Source organism: Pseudomonas sp. GW821-FHT01E10 (genome assembly GCF_059422365.1).
In genome coordinates this window covers 423,494-445,893 of sequence record NZ_JBWKWT010000003.1, presented here as the reverse complement: position 1 = coordinate 445,893, position 22,400 = coordinate 423,494, and the positions used below count along the sequence as shown (strand labels likewise).

General features: G+C 60.7%; 22 protein-coding genes. 7 read left to right on the top strand and 15 right to left on the bottom strand.

What is annotated here, in order from left to right; translation table 11 throughout:
* Positions 1–92 precede the first annotated feature (92 nt).
* From AC07V0_RS08600 to AC07V0_RS08575, 6 genes are all read right to left on the bottom strand, one after another.
* Positions 93–731, bottom strand: a complete 639-nt coding sequence (locus AC07V0_RS08600) for a LysE family translocator (RefSeq protein ID WP_007935730.1) — start codon at positions 729–731, stop codon at positions 93–95.
* Positions 732–793: 62 nt separating this feature from the next.
* A complete protein-coding gene (gene fos / locus AC07V0_RS08595; RefSeq protein WP_086944814.1) occupies positions 794–1,210 on the bottom strand; it encodes a fosfomycin resistance glutathione transferase in 417 nt (138 codons plus the stop codon).
* Between the two features lie 220 nt (positions 1,211–1,430).
* The gene (locus AC07V0_RS08590) at positions 1,431–2,762 is read right to left on the bottom strand and encodes an MFS transporter (RefSeq protein ID WP_019580877.1); all 1,332 of its coding nucleotides are present in this window, start codon (positions 2,760–2,762) and stop codon (positions 1,431–1,433) included.
* Positions 2,763–2,939: 177 nt separating this feature from the next.
* Positions 2,940–3,866 carry a hydroxymethylglutaryl-CoA lyase gene (locus AC07V0_RS08585; RefSeq protein WP_086944813.1) on the bottom strand — a complete coding sequence of 309 codons (927 nt, stop codon included), beginning with the start codon at positions 3,864–3,866 and terminating at the stop codon, positions 2,940–2,942.
* The gene (locus AC07V0_RS08580; RefSeq protein ID WP_086944812.1) at positions 3,863–5,056 is read right to left on the bottom strand and encodes a CaiB/BaiF CoA transferase family protein; all 1,194 of its coding nucleotides are present in this window, start codon (positions 5,054–5,056) and stop codon (positions 3,863–3,865) included. The genes AC07V0_RS08585 and AC07V0_RS08580 overlap by 4 nt, the downstream gene beginning before the upstream one ends.
* A 126-nt stretch (positions 5,057–5,182) precedes the next feature.
* On the bottom strand, positions 5,183–6,091 hold the full coding sequence (locus AC07V0_RS08575; protein ID WP_018926832.1) for a LysR family transcriptional regulator: 909 nt from the start codon (positions 6,089–6,091) through the stop codon (positions 5,183–5,185).
* 240 nt (positions 6,092–6,331) lie between these two features.
* Here AC07V0_RS08575 and AC07V0_RS08570 point away from each other — a divergent pair, with 240 nt between their 5' ends.
* Positions 6,332–7,567, top strand: coding sequence for an aminotransferase class I/II-fold pyridoxal phosphate-dependent enzyme (locus AC07V0_RS08570; protein ID WP_086944811.1), 1,236 nt, complete (start codon positions 6,332–6,334; stop codon positions 7,565–7,567).
* 18 nt (positions 7,568–7,585) lie between these two features.
* Positions 7,586–8,752, top strand: a complete 1,167-nt coding sequence (locus AC07V0_RS08565) for an MFS transporter (RefSeq protein WP_086944810.1) — start codon at positions 7,586–7,588, stop codon at positions 8,750–8,752.
* Here the strand turns inward: AC07V0_RS08565 and yiaY are convergent.
* On the bottom strand, positions 8,749–9,897 hold the full coding sequence (gene yiaY / locus AC07V0_RS08560) for an L-threonine dehydrogenase (protein ID WP_019580882.1): 1,149 nt from the start codon (positions 9,895–9,897) through the stop codon (positions 8,749–8,751). The genes AC07V0_RS08565 and yiaY overlap by 4 nt on opposite strands.
* A 156-nt stretch (positions 9,898–10,053) precedes the next feature.
* Between yiaY and AC07V0_RS08555 the strand changes: the two genes are divergently transcribed.
* Positions 10,054–11,073, top strand: a complete 1,020-nt coding sequence (locus AC07V0_RS08555) for a DUF4917 family protein (RefSeq protein WP_018926836.1) — start codon at positions 10,054–10,056, stop codon at positions 11,071–11,073.
* Between the two features lie 46 nt (positions 11,074–11,119).
* On the opposite strand, the gene AC07V0_RS08550 is transcribed toward AC07V0_RS08555, so the two are convergent.
* Positions 11,120–11,662: a helix-turn-helix domain-containing protein gene (locus AC07V0_RS08550; protein ID WP_086944809.1), complete on the bottom strand. Its 543-nt coding sequence runs from the start codon at positions 11,660–11,662 to the stop codon at positions 11,120–11,122.
* 109 nt (positions 11,663–11,771) lie between these two features.
* Here AC07V0_RS08550 and AC07V0_RS08545 point away from each other — a divergent pair, with 109 nt between their 5' ends.
* Together AC07V0_RS08545 and AC07V0_RS08540 are read left to right on the top strand one after the other, a co-directional pair.
* Complete coding sequence (locus tag AC07V0_RS08545) at positions 11,772–12,554, top strand: aldolase (protein ID WP_019647929.1); 783 nt, start codon at positions 11,772–11,774, stop codon at positions 12,552–12,554.
* A 29-nt stretch (positions 12,555–12,583) separates the two neighbouring features.
* A complete protein-coding gene (locus AC07V0_RS08540) occupies positions 12,584–13,471 on the top strand; it encodes a dihydrodipicolinate synthase family protein (RefSeq protein ID WP_086944808.1) in 888 nt (295 codons plus the stop codon).
* Between the two features lie 72 nt (positions 13,472–13,543).
* Here the strand turns inward: AC07V0_RS08540 and AC07V0_RS08535 are convergent, their stop codons facing one another.
* The 3 genes from AC07V0_RS08535 to AC07V0_RS08525 form a co-directional block, all read right to left on the bottom strand.
* Complete coding sequence (locus AC07V0_RS08535; protein WP_018926840.1) at positions 13,544–13,888, bottom strand: YegP family protein; 345 nt, start codon at positions 13,886–13,888, stop codon at positions 13,544–13,546.
* 192 nt (positions 13,889–14,080) lie between these two features.
* Complete coding sequence (locus AC07V0_RS08530; RefSeq protein ID WP_018926841.1) at positions 14,081–14,386, bottom strand: ribbon-helix-helix domain-containing protein; 306 nt, start codon at positions 14,384–14,386, stop codon at positions 14,081–14,083.
* Between the two features lie 14 nt (positions 14,387–14,400).
* Positions 14,401–14,982 carry a DJ-1/PfpI family protein gene (locus AC07V0_RS08525; protein ID WP_018926842.1) on the bottom strand — a complete coding sequence of 194 codons (582 nt, stop codon included), beginning with the start codon at positions 14,980–14,982 and terminating at the stop codon, positions 14,401–14,403.
* A gap of 364 nt (positions 14,983–15,346) precedes the next feature.
* Between AC07V0_RS08525 and AC07V0_RS08520 the strand changes: the two genes are divergently transcribed.
* Complete coding sequence (locus AC07V0_RS08520; RefSeq protein WP_086944807.1) at positions 15,347–16,261, top strand: DMT family transporter; 915 nt, start codon at positions 15,347–15,349, stop codon at positions 16,259–16,261.
* Here AC07V0_RS08520 and AC07V0_RS08515 read toward each other — a convergent pair.
* From AC07V0_RS08515 to AC07V0_RS08500, 4 genes are all read right to left on the bottom strand, one after another.
* Positions 16,251–17,477: a class I SAM-dependent methyltransferase gene (locus AC07V0_RS08515; protein ID WP_086944806.1), complete on the bottom strand. Its 1,227-nt coding sequence runs from the start codon at positions 17,475–17,477 to the stop codon at positions 16,251–16,253. The genes AC07V0_RS08520 and AC07V0_RS08515 overlap by 11 nt on opposite strands.
* A gap of 273 nt (positions 17,478–17,750) precedes the next feature.
* Positions 17,751–18,368: a TPM domain-containing protein gene (locus AC07V0_RS08510; RefSeq protein ID WP_018926845.1), complete on the bottom strand. Its 618-nt coding sequence runs from the start codon at positions 18,366–18,368 to the stop codon at positions 17,751–17,753.
* Positions 18,369–18,416: 48 nt separating this feature from the next.
* Positions 18,417–19,157 (bottom strand): TPM domain-containing protein, encoded by a 741-nt coding sequence (locus AC07V0_RS08505; protein WP_064619843.1) that lies wholly within the window; start codon positions 19,155–19,157, stop codon positions 18,417–18,419.
* A gap of 43 nt (positions 19,158–19,200) precedes the next feature.
* Positions 19,201–19,812: a LemA family protein gene (locus AC07V0_RS08500; RefSeq protein WP_138866209.1), complete on the bottom strand. Its 612-nt coding sequence runs from the start codon at positions 19,810–19,812 to the stop codon at positions 19,201–19,203.
* Positions 19,813–20,059: 247 nt separating this feature from the next.
* On the opposite strand from AC07V0_RS08500, the gene bglX reads away from it, so the two are divergent.
* Positions 20,060–22,351: a beta-glucosidase BglX gene (gene bglX, locus AC07V0_RS08495; RefSeq protein ID WP_018926848.1), complete on the top strand. Its 2,292-nt coding sequence runs from the start codon at positions 20,060–20,062 to the stop codon at positions 22,349–22,351.
* Positions 22,352–22,400: the final 49 nt, after the last annotated feature.

Sequence of the window (22,400 nt, the reverse complement as noted above, 5' to 3'; positions counted from 1 at the left end):
CATGTCCGGACAATGCAACATTGAACAACCCTCCCTGACCGGTCATACGCCCGAGCGATGACTGTGCAGCCGACGCTTCCCTGCGTTCAGCCTCAAGCCTTGTTCGTCACCAGCCCTGGCAGCGCATGTACCAGGGCATTGATGGCGAAACCGATGAACATAACCCCGCACAAGCGGGTGATCGCCAGTTCATGACGCTGATACAACGTGCGCACCTGACGCGCACCGACGATGCCAATGAGAATAGCGTAGGCCAAAAGGCCACCAATGAAGCTCAAGATGATCAACCAGGGCAACATGGACCAATGCAGCAACTCTGCACGGCTGGACAACAGCGCAGTAAAGGTCGCCACCGCCACCGGGTATGCCTTGGGGTTGGTCAGACCGAACAGGATGCCGTGCCAGAATGGCTGCCGCGCCGGGCCCTGAGGCGCCTCGGCACTGGCGCGACGAGCGCGAACCGCGCGCAGGCCCAGCCAGAACAAATAAAGCCCGCTGAGCACACCCAGCACATCGAAGGCAGTGCTGCCGATTTCCCGCGCACCGACAATCGCGATCAGTGCAGTGCTGCACCAGACCACGTCGCCCAGCAAATGCCCGCACAGAAACCCCGCCCCGGCCCGCCGTCCGCGTGCCGCGCCGATGCCGAACACCGCCAGCACACCGGGCCCCGGAGTAATGCCATAAATGAAGCCCGAGGCGAGAACGGCCATTAGCAGCGATGGAGTCATGGAAATTCCTGAGGACGCCGGGTGAAGGGGCGCAATTCTATCTCAGGACGCCGAACATCGACTCACTGATCGTCGAAGAACTTCATCCCCGCATAGGGTCGCTGCCGACAAGCCGCCAGCCGCGACGCCAGAGACCCGACATGCGCCTCGAGATTGTGCCCGTCCGGGTCGAGAAAATAGAACGACGCACCTTCGCTGCGGTTATCCCGCCATTCCCGCACGTTGGCGGATCGCAGGCGTTCGACGAACGGCAGGAAGTCCACAGCTTCGAGGCTGAAGGCGTAATGGGTGTAGTCGGCGGCGGGCGTGGATTCGCGCCGTGGATCGAAAGAAAGGCACAGCCACAGACCGGGTAGCGAGAGATAGGCACCGGTGTCCCAAGTGGCTGAAAGCTGAAGTTGCAGCAGATCGCGATAGAACGCCACGCTGCGGTTCAGGTCAGTGACGGCGAGGGTCAGGTGGTTGAGGCCGGTTAGCATGGGTTGGGTAACCTTGAGTCTCTCTGGGTGGTCGCGAGCGGAGAGTAAAGCTTAAACATCCTTGAGCGTACAGCCGACGGGGGCTTTGTTGGCTGAGAGTCAGTCTTCGCGAGCAAGCCCGCTCCCACAGGGAGTGGCGGCGGGCACGAATCCTGTGCCCGACGCGGTCAATGTGGGAGCGGGCTTGCTCGCGAAAGCGGTATTTCTGACGCCGCGAACTTCAGAACTTGTCGAGCGTGCGCAGCTTCTGCGGCAACCCCCACAGCAACAACGCAGCGGCGATCAGCGCGGCGACACCGATGACGTACAACGCGGGGGTGGTGCTGCCGGTCAGGTCTTTGATCCGCCCGACCATGACCGGGCTGACGATCCCACCGAACTGGCCAAGGGTATTGATCACCGCGATCCCGCCAGCGGCGCCTGCCCCGGCACCGGCCAGGAGTTTCGGTGGCAGGGTCCAGAAGCTCGGGATGGACGCGATGATCCCGGCACCGAGCAAGCCCAGGGCAACAATCAGGAAAGTCGTGTGGTTGGCGAAAATTCCTGCGCAGAAGAAACCCACCGCGCCTGCCGCCACCAGACCTGCGACAAACTTGCGCCGCTCACCGGTGGCGTCGGATAACCGCCCGATCACCACCATGCTGATGGCGCCGCAGATGTAGGGAATGGCGGTCAGCAAGCCGATCATCACCGGGCTCTCGGTGCCGGCACTGCGGATCAGTTGCGGCGCCCAGAAATTCAAGCCGTAGGATGCCACCTGAATCAGAAAGTAGATCAGCCCCAGCATCAGGAAACCCGGAATCCGGAGTGCGGCCAGCAAGGAGCCGCCGCTCTTGTGGGGTTCGTGGTGCGCGATACGGCTGGCGAGCAGTGTCTTCTCCGACGGGGTCAACCAATGGGCATCTTCGATGCGGTCCTTGAGCACGGTCAGCACCAACAAGCCAAGGCCGATGCAAGGAACGCCACCGAGCAGAAACAGCCAATGCCAGCCGCGCATATCGAGGAAGCCATCAAGGTGTTGCAGCACCAACCCGGAGAACGGTGCGCCAACCAGCCCGGCAAACGCCGACGCGAGAAACAGCATCGAGGTGATGCGCCCGCGATAGTGCTGCGGGAACCACAACGTCAGGTAATACAGCACGCCCGGCGCAAAACCCGCCTCCATCGCACCGATCACGAAACGCAGGGCGTAGAACTGCCATTCGCTATTGACGAAGACCATGGCCGCCGTCGCGAGCCCCCACGACATCATGATCCGGGCGATCCAGCGCCGGGCACCCACCTTGTAAAGCATCATGTTGCTCGGCACTTCAAAGATCACATAACCGACTACAAACAGCCCGGCGCCGAGGCCGTAAGCGGTATCGCTCAGGCTCAGGTCGGCCTGCAACTGGAATTTGGCGAAGCTGATGTTGATGCGGTCGAAAAACGCGAACAGGTAGCAGACCATGATCAGCGGCATCAGTCGCCAGGCGACTTTGCGGACCAGGGCTTTTTCGGCGTCGTGACTAACGGACGGGCTCACGCCCGCCTCCAGAACATTGAGGCTCATCGTGGTTTCTCCAGGCAGACGTCCCGTGGGCGTCCGATTGTTTTTGTTGTCTGGTTCGTTGCGGCTTTTGTAGGAGCGAGGCTTGCCCGCGAAGGCGGTGTGTCGGCCTCCATCGATACTGAATGTCAGACCGCTTTCGCGGGCAAGCCTCGCTCCTACAGTGTTTGTTCGGTGGGTTCAGGACGGTGTCGGGTGCAGGTCGCAGTTACGTCCGGCCTTGGCGAGCTGCCCGGGCACTTCATGGCCCAGCAATGCGGGTAAGCCTCGCGACAATCGCAGCAACAACGGCAAGTCGATGCCGGTGTGAATGCCGACTTCATCGCACAGGTTGACCAAATCTTCGGTGCAGATATTGCCCGAGGCACCCGGTGCAAACGGGCAACCGCCAAGACCACCGAGGGCTGCGTCAAAGCGCCGGGCTCCGGCCTCGTAAGCTGCCAGTACGTTGCACAGACCGAGGCCGCGCGTGTTGTGGAAATGCAGGGTCAGATCAGCCGGTGAAACCCGTTGCAACACCCGTCGCACCAAGCGGTCGACCTGACGTGGATTGGCCATGCCGGTGGTGTCGGCCAAGGTAATGCCCGTAATGCCGAGCTCCTGATAAGCCTCGACAATCTGCAGCACGCGATCCTCATCGATCGTGCCTTCAAACGGGCATCCGAAGGTCGTGGCGATGCTGCCGTTGAGCCGCACCGGCGTGCCGCGAACGAACTCGACGATCTCGCCAAACGCGGCCAATGACGCCTCGCAACGCATCCGCATGTTTGCCAGGTTATGGGTCTGGCTGGCGGACATCACCAGGTTCAGCTCGTCAGCCCCCGAGTCCAGTGCCCGTTGTGCGCCTTTGAGGTTAGGGATCAACGCGACATAGATCACGCCCGGCTGTCGGGCGATGCCCTTGAACACTGGCTCGCCATCGCGCAGCGCCGGAATCGCCTTGGGCGACACGAACGAACCGGCTTCGATGCGGCTGAAACCCGCCAGCGACAACTGATCGATCAACGCAATCTTGTCGGCGGTTTCGACCCAGGTAGGCTCGATCTGCAAGCCGTCACGCGGGGAAACCTCCTGAACGATCAGCGTCTGGGAATAATCAATGATCATTGCACCACCCCTTCAGCTTTCAACCGTTCGATGTCCTGGTCAGTCAGGCCCAGCCCCGCGAGGATGCCGTCGGTGTGCTGACCCAGACTCGGCCCCGACCAGTTCACGCAACCAGGGGTCTCGGACATTTTCGGTACGATGCCCGGCATCTTCACCGTGGCACCGCCCGGCAGTTCGGCGTTGAGCAGCATGCCCCGCGCCTGATAGTGAGGATCGGCAACGATGTCGGCCACCGAATAGATGCGCCCGGCCGGGACTTCGGCAGCTTCCAGAGCCGCCAACACCTCATCGATGGGCAGGCTGCTGGTCCAGTGAGTAATGGCTGCGTCGAGCACATTACTTTTGGCGGCGCGGCCATCGTTATGCGCAAACTCCGGCGCTTCGGCCAGGTCGGCCCGGCCAATCACCGCCATCAGACGCTTGTAGATCGGGTCGCTGTTGCCGGCGATCACCACGTAGGCACCGTCGGCAGTCAGGTAGGTGTTGGACGGCGCAATACCCGGTAACGCCCCGCCGCTGCGCTCACGCACATGACCGAGCATGTCGTATTCCGGCACCAGGCTTTCCATGACGTTGAACACGCTTTCGGCCAACGACACATCGACCACTTGCCCGCCGCCCTGCCCGGTCTTGACCCGCAGCAGCGACATCAAGGCACCGATGACCGCGTGCAGCGAAGCCAGGGAATCCCCCAGACTCACCCCCACTCGGGCCGGCGGCGAACCGGGAGTACCGGTGGTATAGCGAATCCCGCCCATCGCCTCGCCGATCGCCCCGAAACCCGGACGATCACGGTACGGGCCGGTCTGGCCGTAACCGGAAATGCGCACCAGCGTCAGGTTGGGATTGAGGGCATGCAACACGTCCCAGCCCAGGCCGAGTTTCTCCAGGGCGCCGGGGCGCAGGTTTTCGATCAGCACATCGGCGTCGCTCGCCAGTTGCTTGACCAGTTCGATGCCTTCAGGGGATTTCAGATTCAGCGCCAGGGACTTCTTGTTTCGCGATTGCAGGTACCACCACAACGAAGTGCCCTCGTGCAGCTTGCGCCATTTACGCAGGGGATCGCCCTGGCCCATGGCTTCGATCTTGATCACTTCGGCGCCGAACTCGGCCAGCATGCGCGCGGCAAACGGCGCGGCGATCAGCGTGCCGATCTCGATCACTTTGATTGCACTCAAGGGGGCAGTCATCGCGGGGGTACCTCTTGTTCTTGGAATATGCGCCAAGGCTAGAGGACCGAGTGGCATGGAATCCAACCTTCTGTTGGCAACGACCGTTCGCGAAACGCGAATGCTCGTCCATGCAATCGAGAACTGTCAGGTCTGGCCGCGCAAATGCTCAAACAACATCCGGCTCACCGGCGACAGCGCCACTTCATCGCGCACCACCAGAATCAACGCACGATCCGACCAGTCATCCGTCAGCGGCACCGCGTGCAACCCCAGCGCCCGGCCAAACAGTTCGTAGGCCTTTAGCGGCAGGATGCCGATGCCCATGTTGGCCTGGACCATCCGGCACATGGCGTCGAACCCCGGCACATGGATCCGCAACCTCAGCACCTTGCCGGCCTTGCGCGCGGCCGCATGGGTGCGCATGTTGATGGAACTGGCCGAATGCAGACCGACGTAATCGCTGTCCAGCGTGTCGGCAAAAGCCAAGGCCGAACGACTCGCCAGCGGATGATCGGCCGGCATAAGTACGACCAGTTTGTCCTGGCGATAAACAACGCTGTGCAGCCCCTTGACGTCGCTGTCGCTGGAGCAGATCCCGAGGTCCGCCACGCCATCGAGCACGCCTTGAATCACCCCGCTGCTGGGGCGCTCTTCGAGGTCGGTCTTGACCTGCGGATGGCGCGCGGAAAAGTCCCGCAGGTCTTCGGGCAGGAATTGAATGATCGCCGACAGGTTGGCGAGCATCCGCACATAACCGCGCACACCGTGGCTGTGTTCGCCCAGTTCGAGGCCCATTTTCTCGACGTTGAACAGCATCTGCCGGGCATGGTGCAGCAGGGTTTCACCGGCCGGTGTCAGCGTCATGCCCTTGGCCTGGCGTACGAACAGGCTGATGCCCAGCGCCTCCTCCAGCTCCATCAACCGCTTGCTGGCCGCCGACACCGCGATCGCTTCGCGGGCGGCGGCACGGGTCAAGGTGCCCTCTTCGTGAACGGCCACAAACAGCTGGAGAGTGATCAGGTCGAGGCGGCGGATCAGGCTTTTTTGCAGCATGGCAGGGCTCGATGATTTCGGTTCGACTGAGTCGGCAGGATAGCCCGGATTCGATTCGTGCCCGCCATCCAATTACCCACAGCACCCCAGGGCATCGCCCTACAACTAATTCTCTTACAACTCTCAGTACTACCGGAAACAGCCGATTCAAAGCCCATCGGGACTCTCTGTAAAGTCTGGCAACACACACAAACTGCAACAAACCCACGGATAGATTCATTCAAGGAATGTCACTTACACATGAGCCAGATACCGTACACGGCGCACACCTTCACCAACTACCGCAAACTCGTTTCATTGGCTGACCATGATTGGGAGGCCGCCGAAACCGGAAAAATCGCGGGGCTCAACGTTGAGATAAAAAGTGCCAACCGCATGCTGGATCAGTACGGGAGAGCGTTTCATGATTTCTGTACGACGTCATACCTGGGGCTGGATCACCATCCCGATATTCTCGACGGCGCCATGACCACGCTGTGGGAAACCGGCACACTTCGCATCGCCAATTCCAAGAACCGCTGCAAGCTGGCGATTCTGGACCAATACGAAACCGAACTGTCCGAGTTGTTCGGCGCCAGTTGCCTGAGCACTCTGTCGTGCAGCGCGGCGAGTGCCGGGATCCTGCCACTGCTGGCCAGCGGCGTATTCACGGAAAATAGCCCTCCGGTGATGGCTTTCGACCGGTCGGCGCATTACTCGATAAGCCACCTCAAAGCCGCCTGTGCCGATGAAACGAAGGTCGTGACGTGCCCGCATAACGACATGGACTTCCTCGAGACGCTGTGTCAACAGCACACCAGGGTCGCGTATGTCGCCGACGGCGCCTACAGCATGGGCGGGGTTGCGGACATGGACAGCCTTTTGTATCTGAAGGACCGCTATGGGCTGTTTCTCTATCTGGACGACTCCCACGCGCTTTCCTCTGTAGGAACATTCGGCGCCGGTCTTGTGCGTCCCAGGCTGCATACCCTGGATGATGACTGCCTCATCGTCGCCTCGCTGGCCAAGTCGTTCGGCGCCAGCGGCGGTCTGGTGATGCTGGGCAGTGAACGGCAGAAGAAGCTCATTGCGCGTTACGGCGGCCCCAGCAACTGGTCGCAAAGCCTGAACAGTGCAGCCATTGGCGCGGGCCGGGCATCCATCCAGCTACACCACACCCTGGAATTCGCCGAGCTGCAGGAAAAGCTTCAGGTTAATATCCGCCTCTTTGACAGCCTCATACGAACCGCACAACACAACAGCAACATGGCGATTCGACTGGTCAATTGCGGTGAGGCATCGCTGGCCAACCACATCGCCATTGAACTGGCCAATCACGGATTCTTCACCTCGGCAGTCTTTTTCCCGGTGGTTGCACAAGGCAAGGCAGCCATCAGAATCACCCTGCGCGCCGACATGGGGACAACGCTGATCCGCCATTTCTGTGGACTCATCACCGAGCTTTTACGTGCTCACGGCCGGGACATCGGCGGCTGAAAAAACAGGGAAGATTAAATGAAGAGCAGCACCACCCTCCTGATCACCTGCTGTACGGTTTTTCTCGCCCAATTGGGCATGAGCATTTATCTGTCGGCGCTGCCGGATATTGCCCGGGATCTGTCCGCAGATGCCTCACAGGTTTCATGGGGGTTGGCGGTGTATCTGATCGGCATGGCGCTGCCGATGCTGTTCTGGGGCAGCCTGGGCCAACGCATTGGCCGCAAGCCGGTATTGCTCGCGGCGCTCGGCCTCTATGGGCTGGGCAACCTGGCCCTGCCTCTGGGCCAGACACTTGAATCGTTCCTGGTTTTTCGCCTGATTCAGGGGATTGGCGCCAGCGGGATTTCAGTCATGGCCCGGGTGCTGATCCGCGACAGTTTTCGCGGCGATCTGCTGGCCAAGGCGTTGTCCTGGATATCGATTTCCTTTGTGGTGGCGCTGGGTATCGGTCAATACCTGGGGTCGATCATCCAGGTGACACTGGGCTGGTCAGCGATTTTCTACTTATTGGGTGGTGTGAGCCTGTTGATGGCGCTGGTGGTGGTGCGGGTCACGTTCCCGATGCTGGCAGAAGAGAACACACCATCATCCGCCTGGACGAGCTACGGGCACATTCTGCGGCATCGGGCCTTCCTGTTACCGGCCCTCGCCGGTGGCTTGGGGTATGGGGTGATTGTCGCGTTCAACACCGCTGCACCGCTGATTCTGCAAGGCGCCTTCAAGTGGTCGGCAGTGGAATACGGCTTGTTGGGCTGGCCCATCAGCGCGGCGTACTTTCTCGGGGCCGTGGCGGTCAATCGCTTCGTACTGCATACCGGTCAGCAATGGCTGATGACGGCGGGCGTCGGGCTGATACTGGCCGGCAGCGCAGTCATGTTGCTGGGTAGCCTCGCAGGCACGTCTATCGCGCTGCTGTTCTGGTTGCCCTATTGTTTTGCAGTATTCGGCCAATCGCTGATTTACCCAATCAGCTTGTCCCTGGCCAACCACGGTTCCCCGGTCGGCGGTGCTTATGCGATGGCGTTGAGCGGTTTCATTCATCAACTGATGGCCGCCGTTATCGGCGGTATCGCCAGCCTGATAGCCAGCCAGCAGGCATGGCCTTTGTCGCTGTTATGCACCTTGCTGGCCTTGGGCGCGCTGCTTTGCGTAGTGCTCGCGCCCGGCCGTCGAACCGCTTAGAACGCGCTGCGGAAAATCTCCTCGATCTGCCGCTGATCCGCCGCCCGTGGGTTGGTCAGTCCACAGGCGTCTTTCAGGGCATTGCTGGCAAGGACCGGGATGTCATTGAGCCTGGCACCGAGCTCACGCAAACCGGCGGGAATGTCCACATCCCTGGCCAGGCTGCGGATCGCCGCGATCGCCGCCTGCGCGCCCTCTTCCGGACTGAGCCCGCGAATGTCGGCCCCCATCGCGTGGGCAACGTCGGTCAGGCGAGGGGCGCACACCAGCGCGTTGAAGCTCTGCACGTGAGGTAGCAGCACCGCGTTACACACACCATGGGGCAGGTCGTAGAACCCGCCTAACTGATGGGCCATCGCGTGAACGTAGCCAAGGGACGCATTGTTGAACGCCATGCCCGCCATAAATTGCGCGTAGGCCATGTTTTCCCGCGCGATCATGTCACTGCCGTCCTGCACGGCTTGGCGCAGGTTGTCGCTGATCAATGTGATGGCTTTCAGCGCACAGGCATCGGTAATCGGGTTGGCTGCCGTGGAGACGTAGGCTTCGACGGCATGGGTCAATGCGTCCATGCCGGTGGCGGCGGTCAGGCCCTTGGGCATGGCGACCATCAGTTCTGGGTCGTTGACTGACAGCAGCGGCGTAACGTTGCGGTCTACGATGGCCATTTTTACGTGGCGCGATTCATCCGTGATGATGCAAAAACGGGTCATCTCGCTGGCAGTGCCGGCGGTGGTGTTGATCGCGATCAACGGTAGCTGGGGTTTGGCCGACCGATCGACACCTTCGTAGTCACGGATCGTCCCACCGTTTGTGGCGCACAAGGCGATACCCTTGGCGCAGTCGTGAGGCGAACCGCCGCCCAGAGACACCACGAAATCACAGCGACTTTCCTTGAGCAGGCCCAGGCCGTGCTCGACGTTGGCGATGCTCGGATTCGGCTTGGCGCCGTCGAAGATCACCGAGTCGATGTCCTGCAACGCCAGTTTCTCGGCAATCCTCGATGCCACGCCAGCCTTGGCCAGCCCGGCGTCAGTGACTATCAGCGCCTTGCGAAAACCATACTTGCCAATGGCGTCCATGGCTTCGTCGAGGCAACCGGTGCCCATGATGTTCACGGCGGGGATGAAAAACGTACTGCTCATGCGCGAGTCTCCTGGCTGAAACCGAATCGGCAATGCCGATTCGGCGGGTGCGCACAGGGTCGACCGATCAGTCACGAGGTATGTTGATCTGGCTCAACGCCCGGGCGTGATAAAGTCGCCGTCCATCAGACCTTTTGCTTCGAGACGACAAACGCAATGACCGATTTCCAGGATGTCGATGCCCAACTTGAAGACTGGAACGCCTTGCGCACCACCGCCTCATTCGGCGGCCTGCTGGTGGGTAACGGCGCCAGCCGCGCCGTGTGGGACGACTTCGGCTACGACTCGCTGTTCGAAAATGCCCGCACCGTCGAAGAAAAACCGCTGAGCCAGTCCGAGCTGAGCGTGTTCGACGCGATGCAGACGCGCAGTTTTGAACAAGTGCTTGGGGCGCTGAAGACCACCAGCCGGGTCAACAAGGCCCTGGCCGTCAGCTCTGCGGCACCGCGCAATCGCTACTACGCGATCAAGGAAGCGCTGATCAACACCGTGCACGCGGTGCATATCCCGTGGCGGCTGGTGAAGCCTTCGACGCTGGCGACGATCAATCAGGAACTGGGCAGCTATCGGACGGTGTTCACCACCAACTACGACTTGCTCAGCTATTGGGCGATCCAGCATCGGCCGGACGTCGTGACCGACCTGTTCCAGGGTGCCGAACCCGGCTTCGATCTGAGTGCCAGCGCCACCGACAAACCACGTTTGCTGTACCTGCACGGCGGCCTGCATCTGGTGCGCAATCAGGACGGCACCGCGCGCAAGTTGATGTCGACCGAGGGAACGTTGCTCGGTAATTTCGCGATCAACAATACGATCAAGACCCTCGACGACGTGCCGCTGTTCGTCAACGAAGGCCCAGCGCAAGACAAGCTCAAGACGATTCGCAGTTCGGATTATCTGTCGTTCTGCTACGACCAGTTACTCGGCCACGGTGACGGGTTGTGCATCTTCGGGCATGCCCTTGGCGAGCAGGACAGTCACATCGCTCATGCACTGCGACAGGCGAAGCCGAAGGTGGTAGCGATCTCGATTTACCCGCGCAGCAAGGCGTTCATCCAGCATCAAAAGCGGCATTACGCGAAGGTGTTCGAGGGGACGGGTGTGGCGTTGCGTTTTTTTGATTCGAAGACGCATGCGCTCGGTAACCCTAAGCTGACCGTGCCGGTCGAGGTCTGACCTGTGGCGAGGGGGCTTGCCCCCTCGCCACAAAAGCCCGATAACCTCATTCCTCGCTGCTATGCACCACCACCAACAACTGCGCCTGCACCTCGCCCACTGACCTGAGGCGATGCGGTTTCTGCGCGTTGAAGTGCAGCGCATCCCCACGATTGAGCAGCACCCGCTCGTTCATGAAGTCCACTTCCACCTGCCCTTCATGGACGAACAGAAACTCTTCCCCCAGGTGTTCCTTGAAGGTTTTGTCGGTGAACTCGCTCGGCGGGTAAATGATGAACGGCAACAGACTGCGCTCACTGACCTGATGGGCCAACACCGCATAACCCGGGCTCTGGTCGTTGGCGGCCAGGGACTGGCGTTCGTCGTTGCGCACCAGGCTGTAGCTGTCGAGGCTGACGTTGTCTTCGGAAAACAATTCCTCGACCTTCACGTTCAGCGCCCTGGCCAGTTTCAGCGCGGCGGCGATCGACGGGGTATTCAACCCGCGCTCGACTTTCGACAGATAGCTCTTGGTCATGCCGGATTTTTCGGCCAGGGCCTCCAGCGTCACGCCAAGTTTTTTTCTCAATAATTTCAAACGGATAGACATGTAGAGCGATTAACCCATCAAGGAGGCAACGATTTATCCTTGCCAATGACACAAAGTGTCATATAGCCTCTTTAGTGTCATTTGCATGCCCCACCCAAAGGACACCGATATGGCCAAGACATTAGCACTACCCAAAGAGCAACTGGTCAAGCAAGCGCTGACACAGATGCAAAACACCCTGGCGGATAATACGTGGACCGACCGGCAAAAGCTGGCCCTGACCTGCCGCATTCTCTTCGAAAACGGCCACGACTCCGGCCTGGCCGGGCAAATCACCGCTCGCGGCCCGCAACCGGGCACCTATTACACCCAGCAACTGGGCCTGGGTTTCGACGAGATCACTTCAGGCAATCTGTTGCTGGTCAACGAAGACCTGGAAGTGCTTGAAGGCCACGGCATGCCCAACCCGGCCAACCGCTTCCATAGCTGGGTGTACCGCGCCCGGCCGGACGTGAACTGCATCATTCACACGCACCCGACTCACGTCGCGGCGCTGTCGATGCTGGAAGTACCGCTGCAGATTTCCCACATGGACCTCTGCCCGCTCTACGACGACTGCGCGTTTCTCGAAGGCTGGCCGGGGGTGCCCGTGGGCAATGAAGAAGGCGAACTGATTGCCGGGGCCTTGGGCGACAAGCGGGCGATCCTGCTTTCCCACCATGGCCAGTTGTCCACCGGCGCGACCATCGAAGAGGCCTGTGTCATTGCGCAACTGATCGAACGCGCAGCGAAGTTGCAGTTGCTGGCCATGGCCGCCGGTGTCATCAAACCGATTCTTCCCGAGCTGGGCCGTGAAGCCCACGACTGGATATCCAAGCCCAAGCGCCACGCCGCCGCGTTCAACTACTACGCCCGGCAGAACCTGCGCCAACACGCCGATTGCCTGAACTGACCCCACTCATTCTTGAAAGGAGAGACGCCATGTCGACCGTAAACATTCACGGCATCATCGGCTACACCATCACCCCGTTCACCGCCCAGGGCGAAGGCGTTGATCTCGACGCGCTCGGGCGTTCCATCGACCGCCTGATCGACAGCGGTGTCCACGCCATCGCCCCATTGGGCAGCACCGGCGAAGGCGCTTACCTGAGCGACGCGGAATGGGATCAAGTCAGCGAATTCAGCCTCCGCCACGTCGCCAAACGCGTCCCGACCATCGTCAGCGTGTCCGACCTGACCACCGCCAAAGCCGTGCGCCGCGCGCGTTTCGCCGAGGCCCACGGTGCCGATGTGGTGATGGTGCTGCCGGCGTCGTACTGGAAACTCAGCGAGGCGGAAATCCTCGCCCACTACCGCGCCATCGGCGAGAGCATCGGCGTGCCGATCATGCTCTACAACAACCCGGCCACCAGCGGCACCGACATGTCGGTGGAGTTGATCCTGCGGATTTTCAACGCGGTCGACAACGTCACCATGGTCAAGGAGAGCACCGGCGATATTCAGCGCATGCACAAACTGCAACTGCTGGGCGAAGGCCGGGTGCCGTTCTATAACGGCTGCAATCCCTTGGCACTGGAAGCGTTCGCGGCCGGCGCCAAAGGCTGGTGCACAGCGGCGCCGAACCTGATCCCGCAGCTCAATCTCGACTTGTACGAAGCGGTATTGGCCAATGATCTGAGCAAGGCTCGCGAACTGTTCTATCGCCAGTTGCCGTTGTTGGACTTCATCCTCAAGGGCGGTCTGCCAGCGACCATCAAGGCCGGTTTGCGCCTGGTCGGGCTGGAAGCGGGCGACCCGCGGTTGCCGGTGTTTGCACTCGGCGAGACTGGCCGCAGTCAGTTGCAGGGTTTGTTGAACGCGTTGCGCTGATCGTCGGGAACACACAAAACCACTGCGGGAGCGAGCCGTCAGGCTCGCTCCCGCAGTGGGTATGCGGTGTGTTTAAAACACCGGCAAGGTCTTGTCCTTGATCACCGTGGTCGGACCGTTGGCCTTGACGCTGGCGATGCCTTTTTCCCTCGCGGCATCGGATGAATAAGACTCGCTGCTGCCAATGATCTCGTGGTTACCGGCCTTCAGATTGAAGTAAGGATGGCCATCCTTGGTGGCTTTTTTCTCGTAGCGTTCGTCCAGCGGGCTATTGGCCTGGACCGAGGCGATTCCGCTATCGACCGCACCGCGCGTGGTATACAGCTCACTGACCAGAATGGTTTCGGCGTTGGCCGCTTTCAACACAAACTTGAACTGACCATTGCTGGTTTTGCTCACTTCGTACCATCCAGACATGCTTGTTCTCCTTGGCGATTGAGAGGTTTCGCGCGTCAGAGTAAAGACCAAGCCAGGTTTTCTGTCGCCTGTACCGGCCTCTTCGCGGGCAAGCCTCGCTCCTACAGATATCTGTGATCGCGGATATGGCGTACATCCGTAGGAGCGAGGCTTGCCCGCGAAGGCGCCCCCGAGGCCGATACAAAAGCCGCCCTACTTCACCCCCGTCCGCACCACCGACAACTCAGGTGCCTGCACCCGGCGCTGGCTCAAATAGCGCATGCAACTGACCCGCAAGAACGAGGCGAAATTCACCACCTCGCCGCGGTAGTCCATCACCTCTTCATACAGTTTGGCGATCAACTGATTGGTGGTCATGCCGTCGACCTCGGCGATTTCGCTGAGGATGTCCCAGAACTGGTTCTCCAGCCGCAGGGTGGTCACCACCCCGCAGATGCGCAGCGAGCGGGAGCGCGATTCGTAGAGAATCGGATCGGCCTTGACGTAGAGCTCGCACATGGGCAGGTCCCTCGTTACAGCGTGATTTTGGTGCCCAGCAACCCGAGAAAACCGGCCAGCCAGCTCGGGTGCGCCGGCCAGGCCGGGGCTGTGGCCAGATTGCCTTGAACGTGGCCTTCCGTCACCGGGATATCGATGTACGTGCCGCCAGCCAGGCGCACTTCCGGGGCACAGGCCGGGTAGGCGCTGCACTCGCGACCTTCAAGAATACCGGCGGCGGCCAGCAATTGCGCGCCGTGACATACGGCGGCGATCGGTTTGCCAGCCTTGTCGAACGCTTGCACCAGCGCCAGGACTTTTTCGTTCAGGCGCAGGTACTCCGGCGCACGACCGCCCGGGATCAGCAGCGCGTCGTAGTCCGCCGCATCGACCTTGGTGAAATCAAAGTTCAGGGCAAACAGATGACCGGGTTTTTCGCTGTAGGTCTGGTCGCCTTCGAAGTCATGGATCGCCGTGCGCACGGTCTGGCCGGCGGTTTTGTCCGGGCAAACGGCATGCACCGTGTGGCCGACCATCAGCAGCGCCTGGAAGGGCACCATCACTTCGTAGTCTTCGACGTAATCGCCAACCAGCATCAGGATTTTTTTAGCAGCCATGGGGAGGACTCCTCTGGAAAATGCGTGGGCCTGCAGGAGTATTCAAGGTAGTCCTTATCCGGCGGGTCGGGTAATAACCGACTACTACGGACGATATGAACTGGATTGGCTTTTTGTGGCGAGGGAGCTTGCTCCCGCTGGGGCGCGAAGCGGCCCTACCGGCTTCGTCAATCAATCGATGGTCTCTGGTTTTGCGACTGCTGCGCAGCCGAACGGGACGGTGCGGCGATCCGACAAGCTCCCTCGCCACAGGGACCGCGCTTAACTGTACGGATAACTCTGCACCCAGCTGTAACAGCGGAAAGCCTCAGGTTTATGGCTAGATAAAGAAACTTCCCGCCACCCTGAATTCTGGTCATCCATCATGTCCTCGCGCGAAAACACCGGCATGGCCCTCGGCCTGCTCGGCGTCGTTATCTTCAGCCTGACCCTGCCCTTCACACGGATCGTCGTGCAGGAACTCCATCCGCTGCTCAACGGCCTTGGCCGGGCGCTGTTCGCGGCAATTCCGGCTGCGCTGTTATTGCTGTGGCGCCGGGAAAAATGGCCCACCTGGAAACAGGTCAAAGGCCTGACACTGGTGATCGCCGGGGTCATCCTCGGCTTCCCGGTGCTGTCGGCCTGGGCCATGCAGACACTGCCCGCCTCCCACGGCGCACTGGTCAACGGTTTGCAACCACTGTGCGTGGCGCTGTATGCCGCGTGGCTGTCCCATGAGCGTCCGTCGAAAGCCTTCTGGGCCTGCGCCGCGCTGGGCAGTGCGCTGGTGCTCGGCTATGCGCTGATCAGCGGAGCCGGCAGTATTCAGGCCGGTGACTTGCTGATGCTCGGGGCGATTGCCGTGGGTGGGTTGGGCTATGCCGAAGGCGGCCGGTTGGCCAGGGAGATGGGCGGCTGGCAGGTGATCTGCTGGGCGTTGGTGCTGTCGACGCCGTTGCTGATTGGGCCGGTGTTGTATCTGGCGCTGCAACATCAGGGCGAGATTTCGGCCAGGACCTGGTGGGCCTTCGGTTATGTCTCGCTGTTTTCGCAGTTCATCGGCTTCTTTGCCTGGTACGCCGGGCTGGCCATGGGCGGCATCGCCCGGGTCAGTCAGATCCAGTTGCTGCAGATCTTCTTCACCATCGCGTTTTCGGCGTTGTTCTTCGGTGAGCACGTCGAGCCGATTACCTGGCTGTTTGCGGCCGGGGTGATCGTGACGGTGATGCTCGGGCGCAAGACCGCAGTGCGCCCGGCGCAACCGGGCACGTTACCGGCGGGGGTTCAGCTCAAGCCTTAGCGACCAGGAACCCGTCAGCCCGCAGCAGGGTTTCCAGGCAATGCTCGCTGATGTGGTAGAAATCCTTCAGTTCCTGAATCTTCACCAACAACTGAGCCGGGTCCACCGGCTCGGCGCGTTTGACCGCCAGAATCATCTTGTTCTTGTTGGTGTGGTCCAGTGAGATGAACTCGAACACCTTGGTCTCGTAGCCGCAGGCTTCCAGGAACAACGCACGCAAACTGTCGGTGACCATTTCCGCCTGCTGGCCCAGGTGCAGGCCGTATTGCAGCATCGGCTTGAGCAGCGCCGGGCTCTGGATCTGCAGGCGGATCTGCTTGTGGCAGCACGGCGAGCACATGATGATCGCAGCGCCGGAACGGATGCCGGTATGAATCGCATAGTCGGTGGCGATGTCGCAGGCATGCAACGCGATCATCACATCCAGCTCGCTCGGCGCCACGCTGCGCACGTCACCGCATTTGAACACCAGCCCCGGATGCTCCAGCTTCGCCGCCGCGCTGTTGCACAGTGTGACCATGTCTTCGCGCAGCTCGACGCCGGTCACCTCACCCTCGGCTTTCAGGGTGCTGCGCAGGTAGTCATGGATCGCGAACGTCAGGTAACCCTTGCCCGAGCCGAAATCCGCCACCCGCACCGGTTTGTCCAGCGCCAGCGGCGAGGAGGTCAGCGCATGGCTGAAGACTTCGATGAACTTGTTGATCTGCTTCCACTTGCGCGACATCGCCGGGATCAGCTCATGCTGGGCGTTGGTCACGCCGAGGTCTTTGAGGAACGGCCGGTTCAGGTCGAGGAAGCGGTTCTTCTCGCGGTTGTGCTCGGCGGACGGCACTTCACGCAATTGCTGAGGTTTGCTCTTGAACAGCGAAGATTTGCCCTTTTTGCTGTATTCGAGCTGGGCTTCGTCGGTCAGTGACAGTAAATGCGCATTTTTGAACGATGCCGGCAACAGCGCGGCAATGGTCGCCACACCTTCGGCAATCGGCAGGTTCTTGGTGATGTCGCGGGTCTTGTAGCGGTAGACGAAGGACAGGCACGGCTGATCCTTGACCGTCAGCTGCTTGATGATCAACCGCTGCAAGTCCGCTTCGCCACCAACGTACTTGGCCAGCACCAGTTTGATGAAGGCATTGGCGTCCAGGCTGGTTTGCAGCAGGTCGATGAACTGGGCGTGGTGATCCGGCGCGAGGCTGGCGGGAGTGGCGGTGACAGACATGGAAAAAACGGCCTCGGGCGGTGCGAATCGGGGAATGGCGGGTATTTTAGGGGGGATGCGGTTCAGGAACACTGTTATTTGCCAAACGGCAAAGATTCTGTGGCGAGGGAGCTTGCTCCCGCTCGGCTGCGCAGCAGTCGCAAAGCAGACAACGAGGTGTGTCTGACAGCGTGTGTTTGCCGGTTTTGGGGCCGCTTCGCAGCCCAGCGGGAGCAAGCTCCCTCGCCACAAAAGCTGCCGAAAGCTCGGGCCGCGTTCGGACGATTTTTTGATTCAGCTCAACACCACCAACCGATTCGGCAATTCATTGCGCACCTGGGTCACCGGCACGTGCACCTTGAGCAACTCGCCGCACGCCTCGATGCACGTCACAAACCCCTGCAACGTCTGCCCCTGCTTCACCTGCTGGGTAAACGTCGCCACAATCGCGTCCCAATTCTTGTTGTCCAGCCGTTTGGAAATCCCTTCATCCACCAGAATTTCCACGTAACGCTCGGCCTCGGAGACAAAAATCAGCATGCCGGTGCCGCCCACGGTGTGGTGCAGGTTCTGCTCCAGGAACTGCCGACGCGCCAGGTTCGACGCACGCCAGTGACGGACCGAGCGCGGGATCAGGCGCGTGGTGACTTTCGGAATCCGGAACACCAGGCACAACACGATGAAGCTGACCCATTGCACCAGCAACAGACTGTGCATGGTCAGCCAACCGGTCAGGTAATGCACGATACCCGGCACCACCAGCGCCAACAGGCTGGCCCAGAGCAGCGGGATATACGCATAGTCGTCGGCGCGGGCCGCGAGCACTGTCACCAGTTCGGCGTCGGTGTCGCGCTCGACCCGGGCAATCGCCTCGGCGACTTTGCGTTGTTCGTGTTCAGTCAGTAATGCCATGTTTATGAATGCCTGCTCGCTATTGTTGTTGTGTTTCCCGCCGTGTCATCACCAGCCGCCCGACGAACCACCGCCGCCGAAACTGCCCCCGCCGCCACTGAAGCCCCCGCCACCGCCGCCAAAACCTCCGCCACCGAAACCACCCCGGCCTCTACCCCCTCCACTTGGCAGAATACCGAACATCTGGCCGACGAATATCGTCAGGATAAACAGCAGCACCAGGAACACGAATATTCCCGGATGCCGCGCAACGAAATCGCTCTCCTGATTGCCACGCGGCTCATACACCGTCGACGGCTCGTTCAGCGGATTGCCCCCCAGCACCACCAGCATCGCCGAAACGCCATCGCTGATGCCCTTGCTGAAATTGCCGGCCTTGAACGCCGGCGTGATCACCTGATTGATGATCACCGAACTCTGCGCATCGGTCAGGCGATCTTCCAGGCCATAACCGACTTCGATCCGCAATTTTCGCTCGGCACGCGCGACAATCAGCAGCGCGCCGTTGTTCTTGTCCTTCTGGCCAATGCCCCAGTAGCGTCCCAGCTGATAACCGAAATCCGCGATGTCGGCGCCCTGCAGGTCCGGCAACGTGACCACCACCAACTGCTCGCCGGTGGACTTCTCGTGGGCATTAAGCTGCTGAACCAGCTGCTCGCGCACCGCTGGCTCGATCATTTGGGCGTTGTCCACCACCCGTCCGGTCAGTTCCGGAAACTTCAACCCGGCCTGGGCCGTCAGGGCAAAGACCCAGAACAACAGCATCAGGCCCACTTTCATCACGCGCATTGGCAACCTCTTCCTTGGTGGCACTTCAAACCCGGTCCGGCGCCTACTGGAACTTCACTTCAGGCGCTTTTTCGGCACCGGGGCTGGTGGCCTCGAAAGTTTCGCGGATCGGCAAGTCGCTGTACAACACGGTGTGCCACAAGCGACCGGGGAAGGTGCGAAGCTCGGTGTTGTATTTCTGCACCGCGAGGATGAAGTCGCGACGCGCCACGGCGATGCGGTTCTCGGTGCCTTCAAGTTGCGATTGCAGCGCCAGGAAGTTCTGGTTGGCCTTGAGGTCCGGATAACGCTCGGACACCACCATCAACCGACTCAGCGCGCCGGTCAGCTGATCCTGCGCCTGCTGGAACTGTTTGAGTTTTTCCGGATTATCCAGCGTGCTCGCATCCACCTGGATCGACGTCGCCTTGGCCCGGGCTTCGACCACTGCGGTCAGGGTTTCTTCCTCATGCCGGGCATAACCCTTGACGGTTTCCACCAGATTGGGGATCAAGTCGGCGCGGCGCTGGTACTGGTTCTGCACCTGGCCCCACGCGGCCTTGGCCTGTTCGTCGAGGGTCGGGATCGTGTTGATGCCGCAACCGGCCAGCAGAGCGGTCAGCAACATCAAGGCTGCAACCTGCAGGCTCGACCGATAGGGGTGTCGTACATTCATCTGGTTGATGCTCCCTTGCACATTGCGTTGATAAAACAACCGGCGAACTTTGACCCCGGCTCTTGGGGCATAATCTGCGCCGCTACTGGATTGCATCGAGCCAATGGGCTAAAAGATGCCCAGCGAAAAAGCAGTAAGAAGTGTGCTGCATTTTTCTGAGCAATACCCAAACAACAATAGTCGCTCCCCAAATTTTGGCTGACCGGCGCGTATTCACTGCCGCTTGGGCCTTTTGAGAAGAACATTCATGAAGAAGCTGTGTTTGCTGGGCCTGTTCGTCAGCCTGGCCAGTCATACCGTATTGGCCGCCACGACGCCCGCACCGATAGAGAACAAGGACGCCTTCATCAGCCATCTGATGAAACAAATGACCCTCGATGAAAAGATCGGCCAGTTGCGCCTGATCAGCATCGGCCCGGAAATGCCTCGGGAGCTGATCCGCAAGGAAATCGCGGCCGGTAATATCGGTGGCACCTTCAACTCGATCACCCGCGCCGAAAACCGTCCGATGCAGGACGCGGCCATGCGCAGCCGGTTGAAGATCCCGATGTTCTTCGCCTATGACGTGATCCACGGCCACCGCACCATTTTCCCGATTCCCCTGGCCCTGGCCTCGAGCTGGGACATGGATGCCATCGGCCGGTCCGGGCGCATCGCCGCCCAGGAAGCCGCGGCTGACAGCCTCGACATCACTTTCGCGCCGATGGTCGACATCTCCCGCGACCCACGCTGGGGCCGCACCTCCGAAGGCTTCGGCGAAGACACTTACCTGGTTTCGCGAATTGCCGGTGTGATGGTCAAGGCCTTGCAGGGCAGCGGTGCGAACGCGGCCGACAGTATCATGGCCAGCGTCAAGCATTTTGCCTTGTACGGCGCGGTCGAGGGCGGTCGCGACTACAACGTCGTCGACATGAGCCCGGTCAAGATGTACCAGGATTACCTGCCGCCCTACCGCGCCGCCATCGACGCCGGTGCCGGCGGGGTGATGGTTGCGCTGAACTCGATCAACGGCGTACCGGCCACCGCCAACACCTGGCTGATGAACGACCTGCTGCGCAAGGAATGGGGCTTCAAGGGCCTGGCAGTCAGCGACCACGGGGCGATTTTCGAGCTGATCAAACACGGCGTCGCCCGCGACGGTCGTGAAGCGGCGAAGCTGGCGATCAAGGCCGGCATCGACATGAGCATGAATGACACGCTCTACGGCAAAGAGCTGCCGGGACTGCTCAAATCCGGCGAGATCGAACAGAAAGACATCGACAACGCCGTGCGCGAAGTGCTCGCCGCCAAGTACGACATGGGTCTGTTCAAAGACCCGTACCTGCGCATCGGCAAGGCCGAGGATGACCCGGCCGACACCTACGCCGAAAGCCGCCTGCACCGCGCCGAGGCCCGTGATGTCGCGCGCCGCAGCCTGGTGTTGCTGAAGAACCAGGGCGATACCCTGCCCCTGAAGAAAACCGCGAAAATCGCCCTGGTCGGCCCTTTGGCAAAAGCACCGATCGACATGATGGGCAGTTGGGCTGCCGCCGGTAAACCTGCGCAATCGGTCACCCTGTTCGACGGCATGACAAATGCCCTCGGCGCGCAGTCGACACTGATCTACGCCCGTGGCGCGAACATCACCGACGACAAGAAAATCCTCGATTACCTGAACTTCCTGAACTTCGATGCCCCGGAAGTAGTGGACGATCCGCGCCCGGCCAACGTGTTGATCGACGAAGCGGTAAAAGCTGCCAAGGATGCTGATGTGGTAGTGGCTGCAGTGGGCGAATCCCGTGGCATGTCCCACGAATCGTCGAGCCGCACCGACCTGAACATCCCGGGTAACCAGCGCGAGCTGATCAGGGCGTTGAAAGCCACCGGCAAACCGCTGGTGCTGGTGTTGATGAATGGCCGTCCGCTGTCGATTCTCGAAGAGAAAGAGCAGGCTGACGCGATTCTGGAAACCTGGTTCAGCGGCACCGAAGGCGGTAATGCCATCGCTGACGTGCTGTTCGGCGACTACAACCCGTCGGGCAAGCTGCCGATCACCGTTCCGCGCTCGGTGGGTCAGATTCCGACCTACTACAACCATCTGAGCATTGGCCGGCCGTTCACTCCCGGCAAACCGGGCAACTACACCTCGCAGTATTTCGAAGACACCACCGGGCCACTGTTCCCGTTCGGCTTCGGCCTGAGCTACACCCAGTTCAGCCTGACCGACATGGCATTGTCGTCGACCACGCTGAACAAGACCGGCAAGCTCGACGCCAGCGTCGTGGTGAAGAACACCGGCAAGCGTGACGGCGAAACCGTGGTGCAGTTGTACATCCAGGACGTGACCGGCTCGATGATCCGCCCGGTCAAGGAACTGAAGAACTTCCAGAAAGTGCTGCTCAAGGCCGGCGAACAGAAAGTCGTGCACTTCACCATCACCGAGGATGACCTGAAGTTCTACAACGCCCAGCTCAAGTACGCCGCGGAACCGGGCAAGTTCAACGTGGAGATCGGCCTGGACTCCCAGGACGTGACGCAGCAGAGCTTTGAGTTGCTGTAACCCCGCTTAATTGATCATTCCCACGCTCTGCGTGGGAATGATCTGGATC

Excerpts from the sequence above, each read along its gene's own strand:
- AC07V0_RS08505 (WP_064619843.1), bottom strand. The coding sequence starts at position 19,157 with ATGCGCGTGATGAAAGTGGGCCTGATGCTGTTGTTCTGGGTCTTTGCC.
- AC07V0_RS08550 (WP_086944809.1), bottom strand. The coding sequence starts at position 11,662 with ATGTCTATCCGTTTGAAATTATTGAGAAAAAAACTTGGCGTGACGCTG.
- AC07V0_RS08590 (WP_019580877.1), bottom strand. The coding sequence starts at position 2,762 with ATGAGCCTCAATGTTCTGGAGGCGGGCGTGAGCCCGTCCGTTAGTCAC.
- AC07V0_RS08545 (WP_019647929.1), top strand. The coding sequence starts at position 11,772 with ATGGCCAAGACATTAGCACTACCCAAAGAGCAACTGGTCAAGCAAGCG.
- bglX (WP_018926848.1), top strand. The coding sequence starts at position 20,060 with ATGAAGAAGCTGTGTTTGCTGGGCCTGTTCGTCAGCCTGGCCAGTCAT.
- AC07V0_RS08520 (WP_086944807.1), top strand. The coding sequence starts at position 15,347 with ATGTCCTCGCGCGAAAACACCGGCATGGCCCTCGGCCTGCTCGGCGTC.
- AC07V0_RS08535 (WP_018926840.1), bottom strand. The coding sequence starts at position 13,888 with ATGTCTGGATGGTACGAAGTGAGCAAAACCAGCAATGGTCAGTTCAAG.
- AC07V0_RS08510 (WP_018926845.1), bottom strand. The coding sequence starts at position 18,368 with ATGGCATTACTGACTGAACACGAACAACGCAAAGTCGCCGAGGCGATT.
- AC07V0_RS08540 (WP_086944808.1), top strand. The coding sequence starts at position 12,584 with ATGTCGACCGTAAACATTCACGGCATCATCGGCTACACCATCACCCCG.
- AC07V0_RS08570 (WP_086944811.1), top strand. The coding sequence starts at position 6,332 with ATGAGCCAGATACCGTACACGGCGCACACCTTCACCAACTACCGCAAA.
- AC07V0_RS08515 (WP_086944806.1), bottom strand. The coding sequence starts at position 17,477 with ATGTCTGTCACCGCCACTCCCGCCAGCCTCGCGCCGGATCACCACGCC.
- AC07V0_RS08600 (WP_007935730.1), bottom strand. The coding sequence starts at position 731 with ATGACTCCATCGCTGCTAATGGCCGTTCTCGCCTCGGGCTTCATTTAT.
- fos (WP_086944814.1), bottom strand. The coding sequence starts at position 1,210 with ATGCTAACCGGCCTCAACCACCTGACCCTCGCCGTCACTGACCTGAAC.
- AC07V0_RS08500 (WP_138866209.1), bottom strand. The coding sequence starts at position 19,812 with ATGAATGTACGACACCCCTATCGGTCGAGCCTGCAGGTTGCAGCCTTG.
- AC07V0_RS08565 (WP_086944810.1), top strand. The coding sequence starts at position 7,586 with ATGAAGAGCAGCACCACCCTCCTGATCACCTGCTGTACGGTTTTTCTC.
- AC07V0_RS08575 (WP_018926832.1), bottom strand. The coding sequence starts at position 6,091 with ATGCTGCAAAAAAGCCTGATCCGCCGCCTCGACCTGATCACTCTCCAG.
- AC07V0_RS08555 (WP_018926836.1), top strand. The coding sequence starts at position 10,054 with ATGACCGATTTCCAGGATGTCGATGCCCAACTTGAAGACTGGAACGCC.
- AC07V0_RS08525 (WP_018926842.1), bottom strand. The coding sequence starts at position 14,982 with ATGGCTGCTAAAAAAATCCTGATGCTGGTTGGCGATTACGTCGAAGAC.
- yiaY (WP_019580882.1), bottom strand. The coding sequence starts at position 9,897 with ATGAGCAGTACGTTTTTCATCCCCGCCGTGAACATCATGGGCACCGGT.
- AC07V0_RS08580 (WP_086944812.1), bottom strand. The coding sequence starts at position 5,056 with ATGACTGCCCCCTTGAGTGCAATCAAAGTGATCGAGATCGGCACGCTG.
- AC07V0_RS08530 (WP_018926841.1), bottom strand. The coding sequence starts at position 14,386 with ATGTGCGAGCTCTACGTCAAGGCCGATCCGATTCTCTACGAATCGCGC.
- AC07V0_RS08585 (WP_086944813.1), bottom strand. The coding sequence starts at position 3,866 with ATGATCATTGATTATTCCCAGACGCTGATCGTTCAGGAGGTTTCCCCG.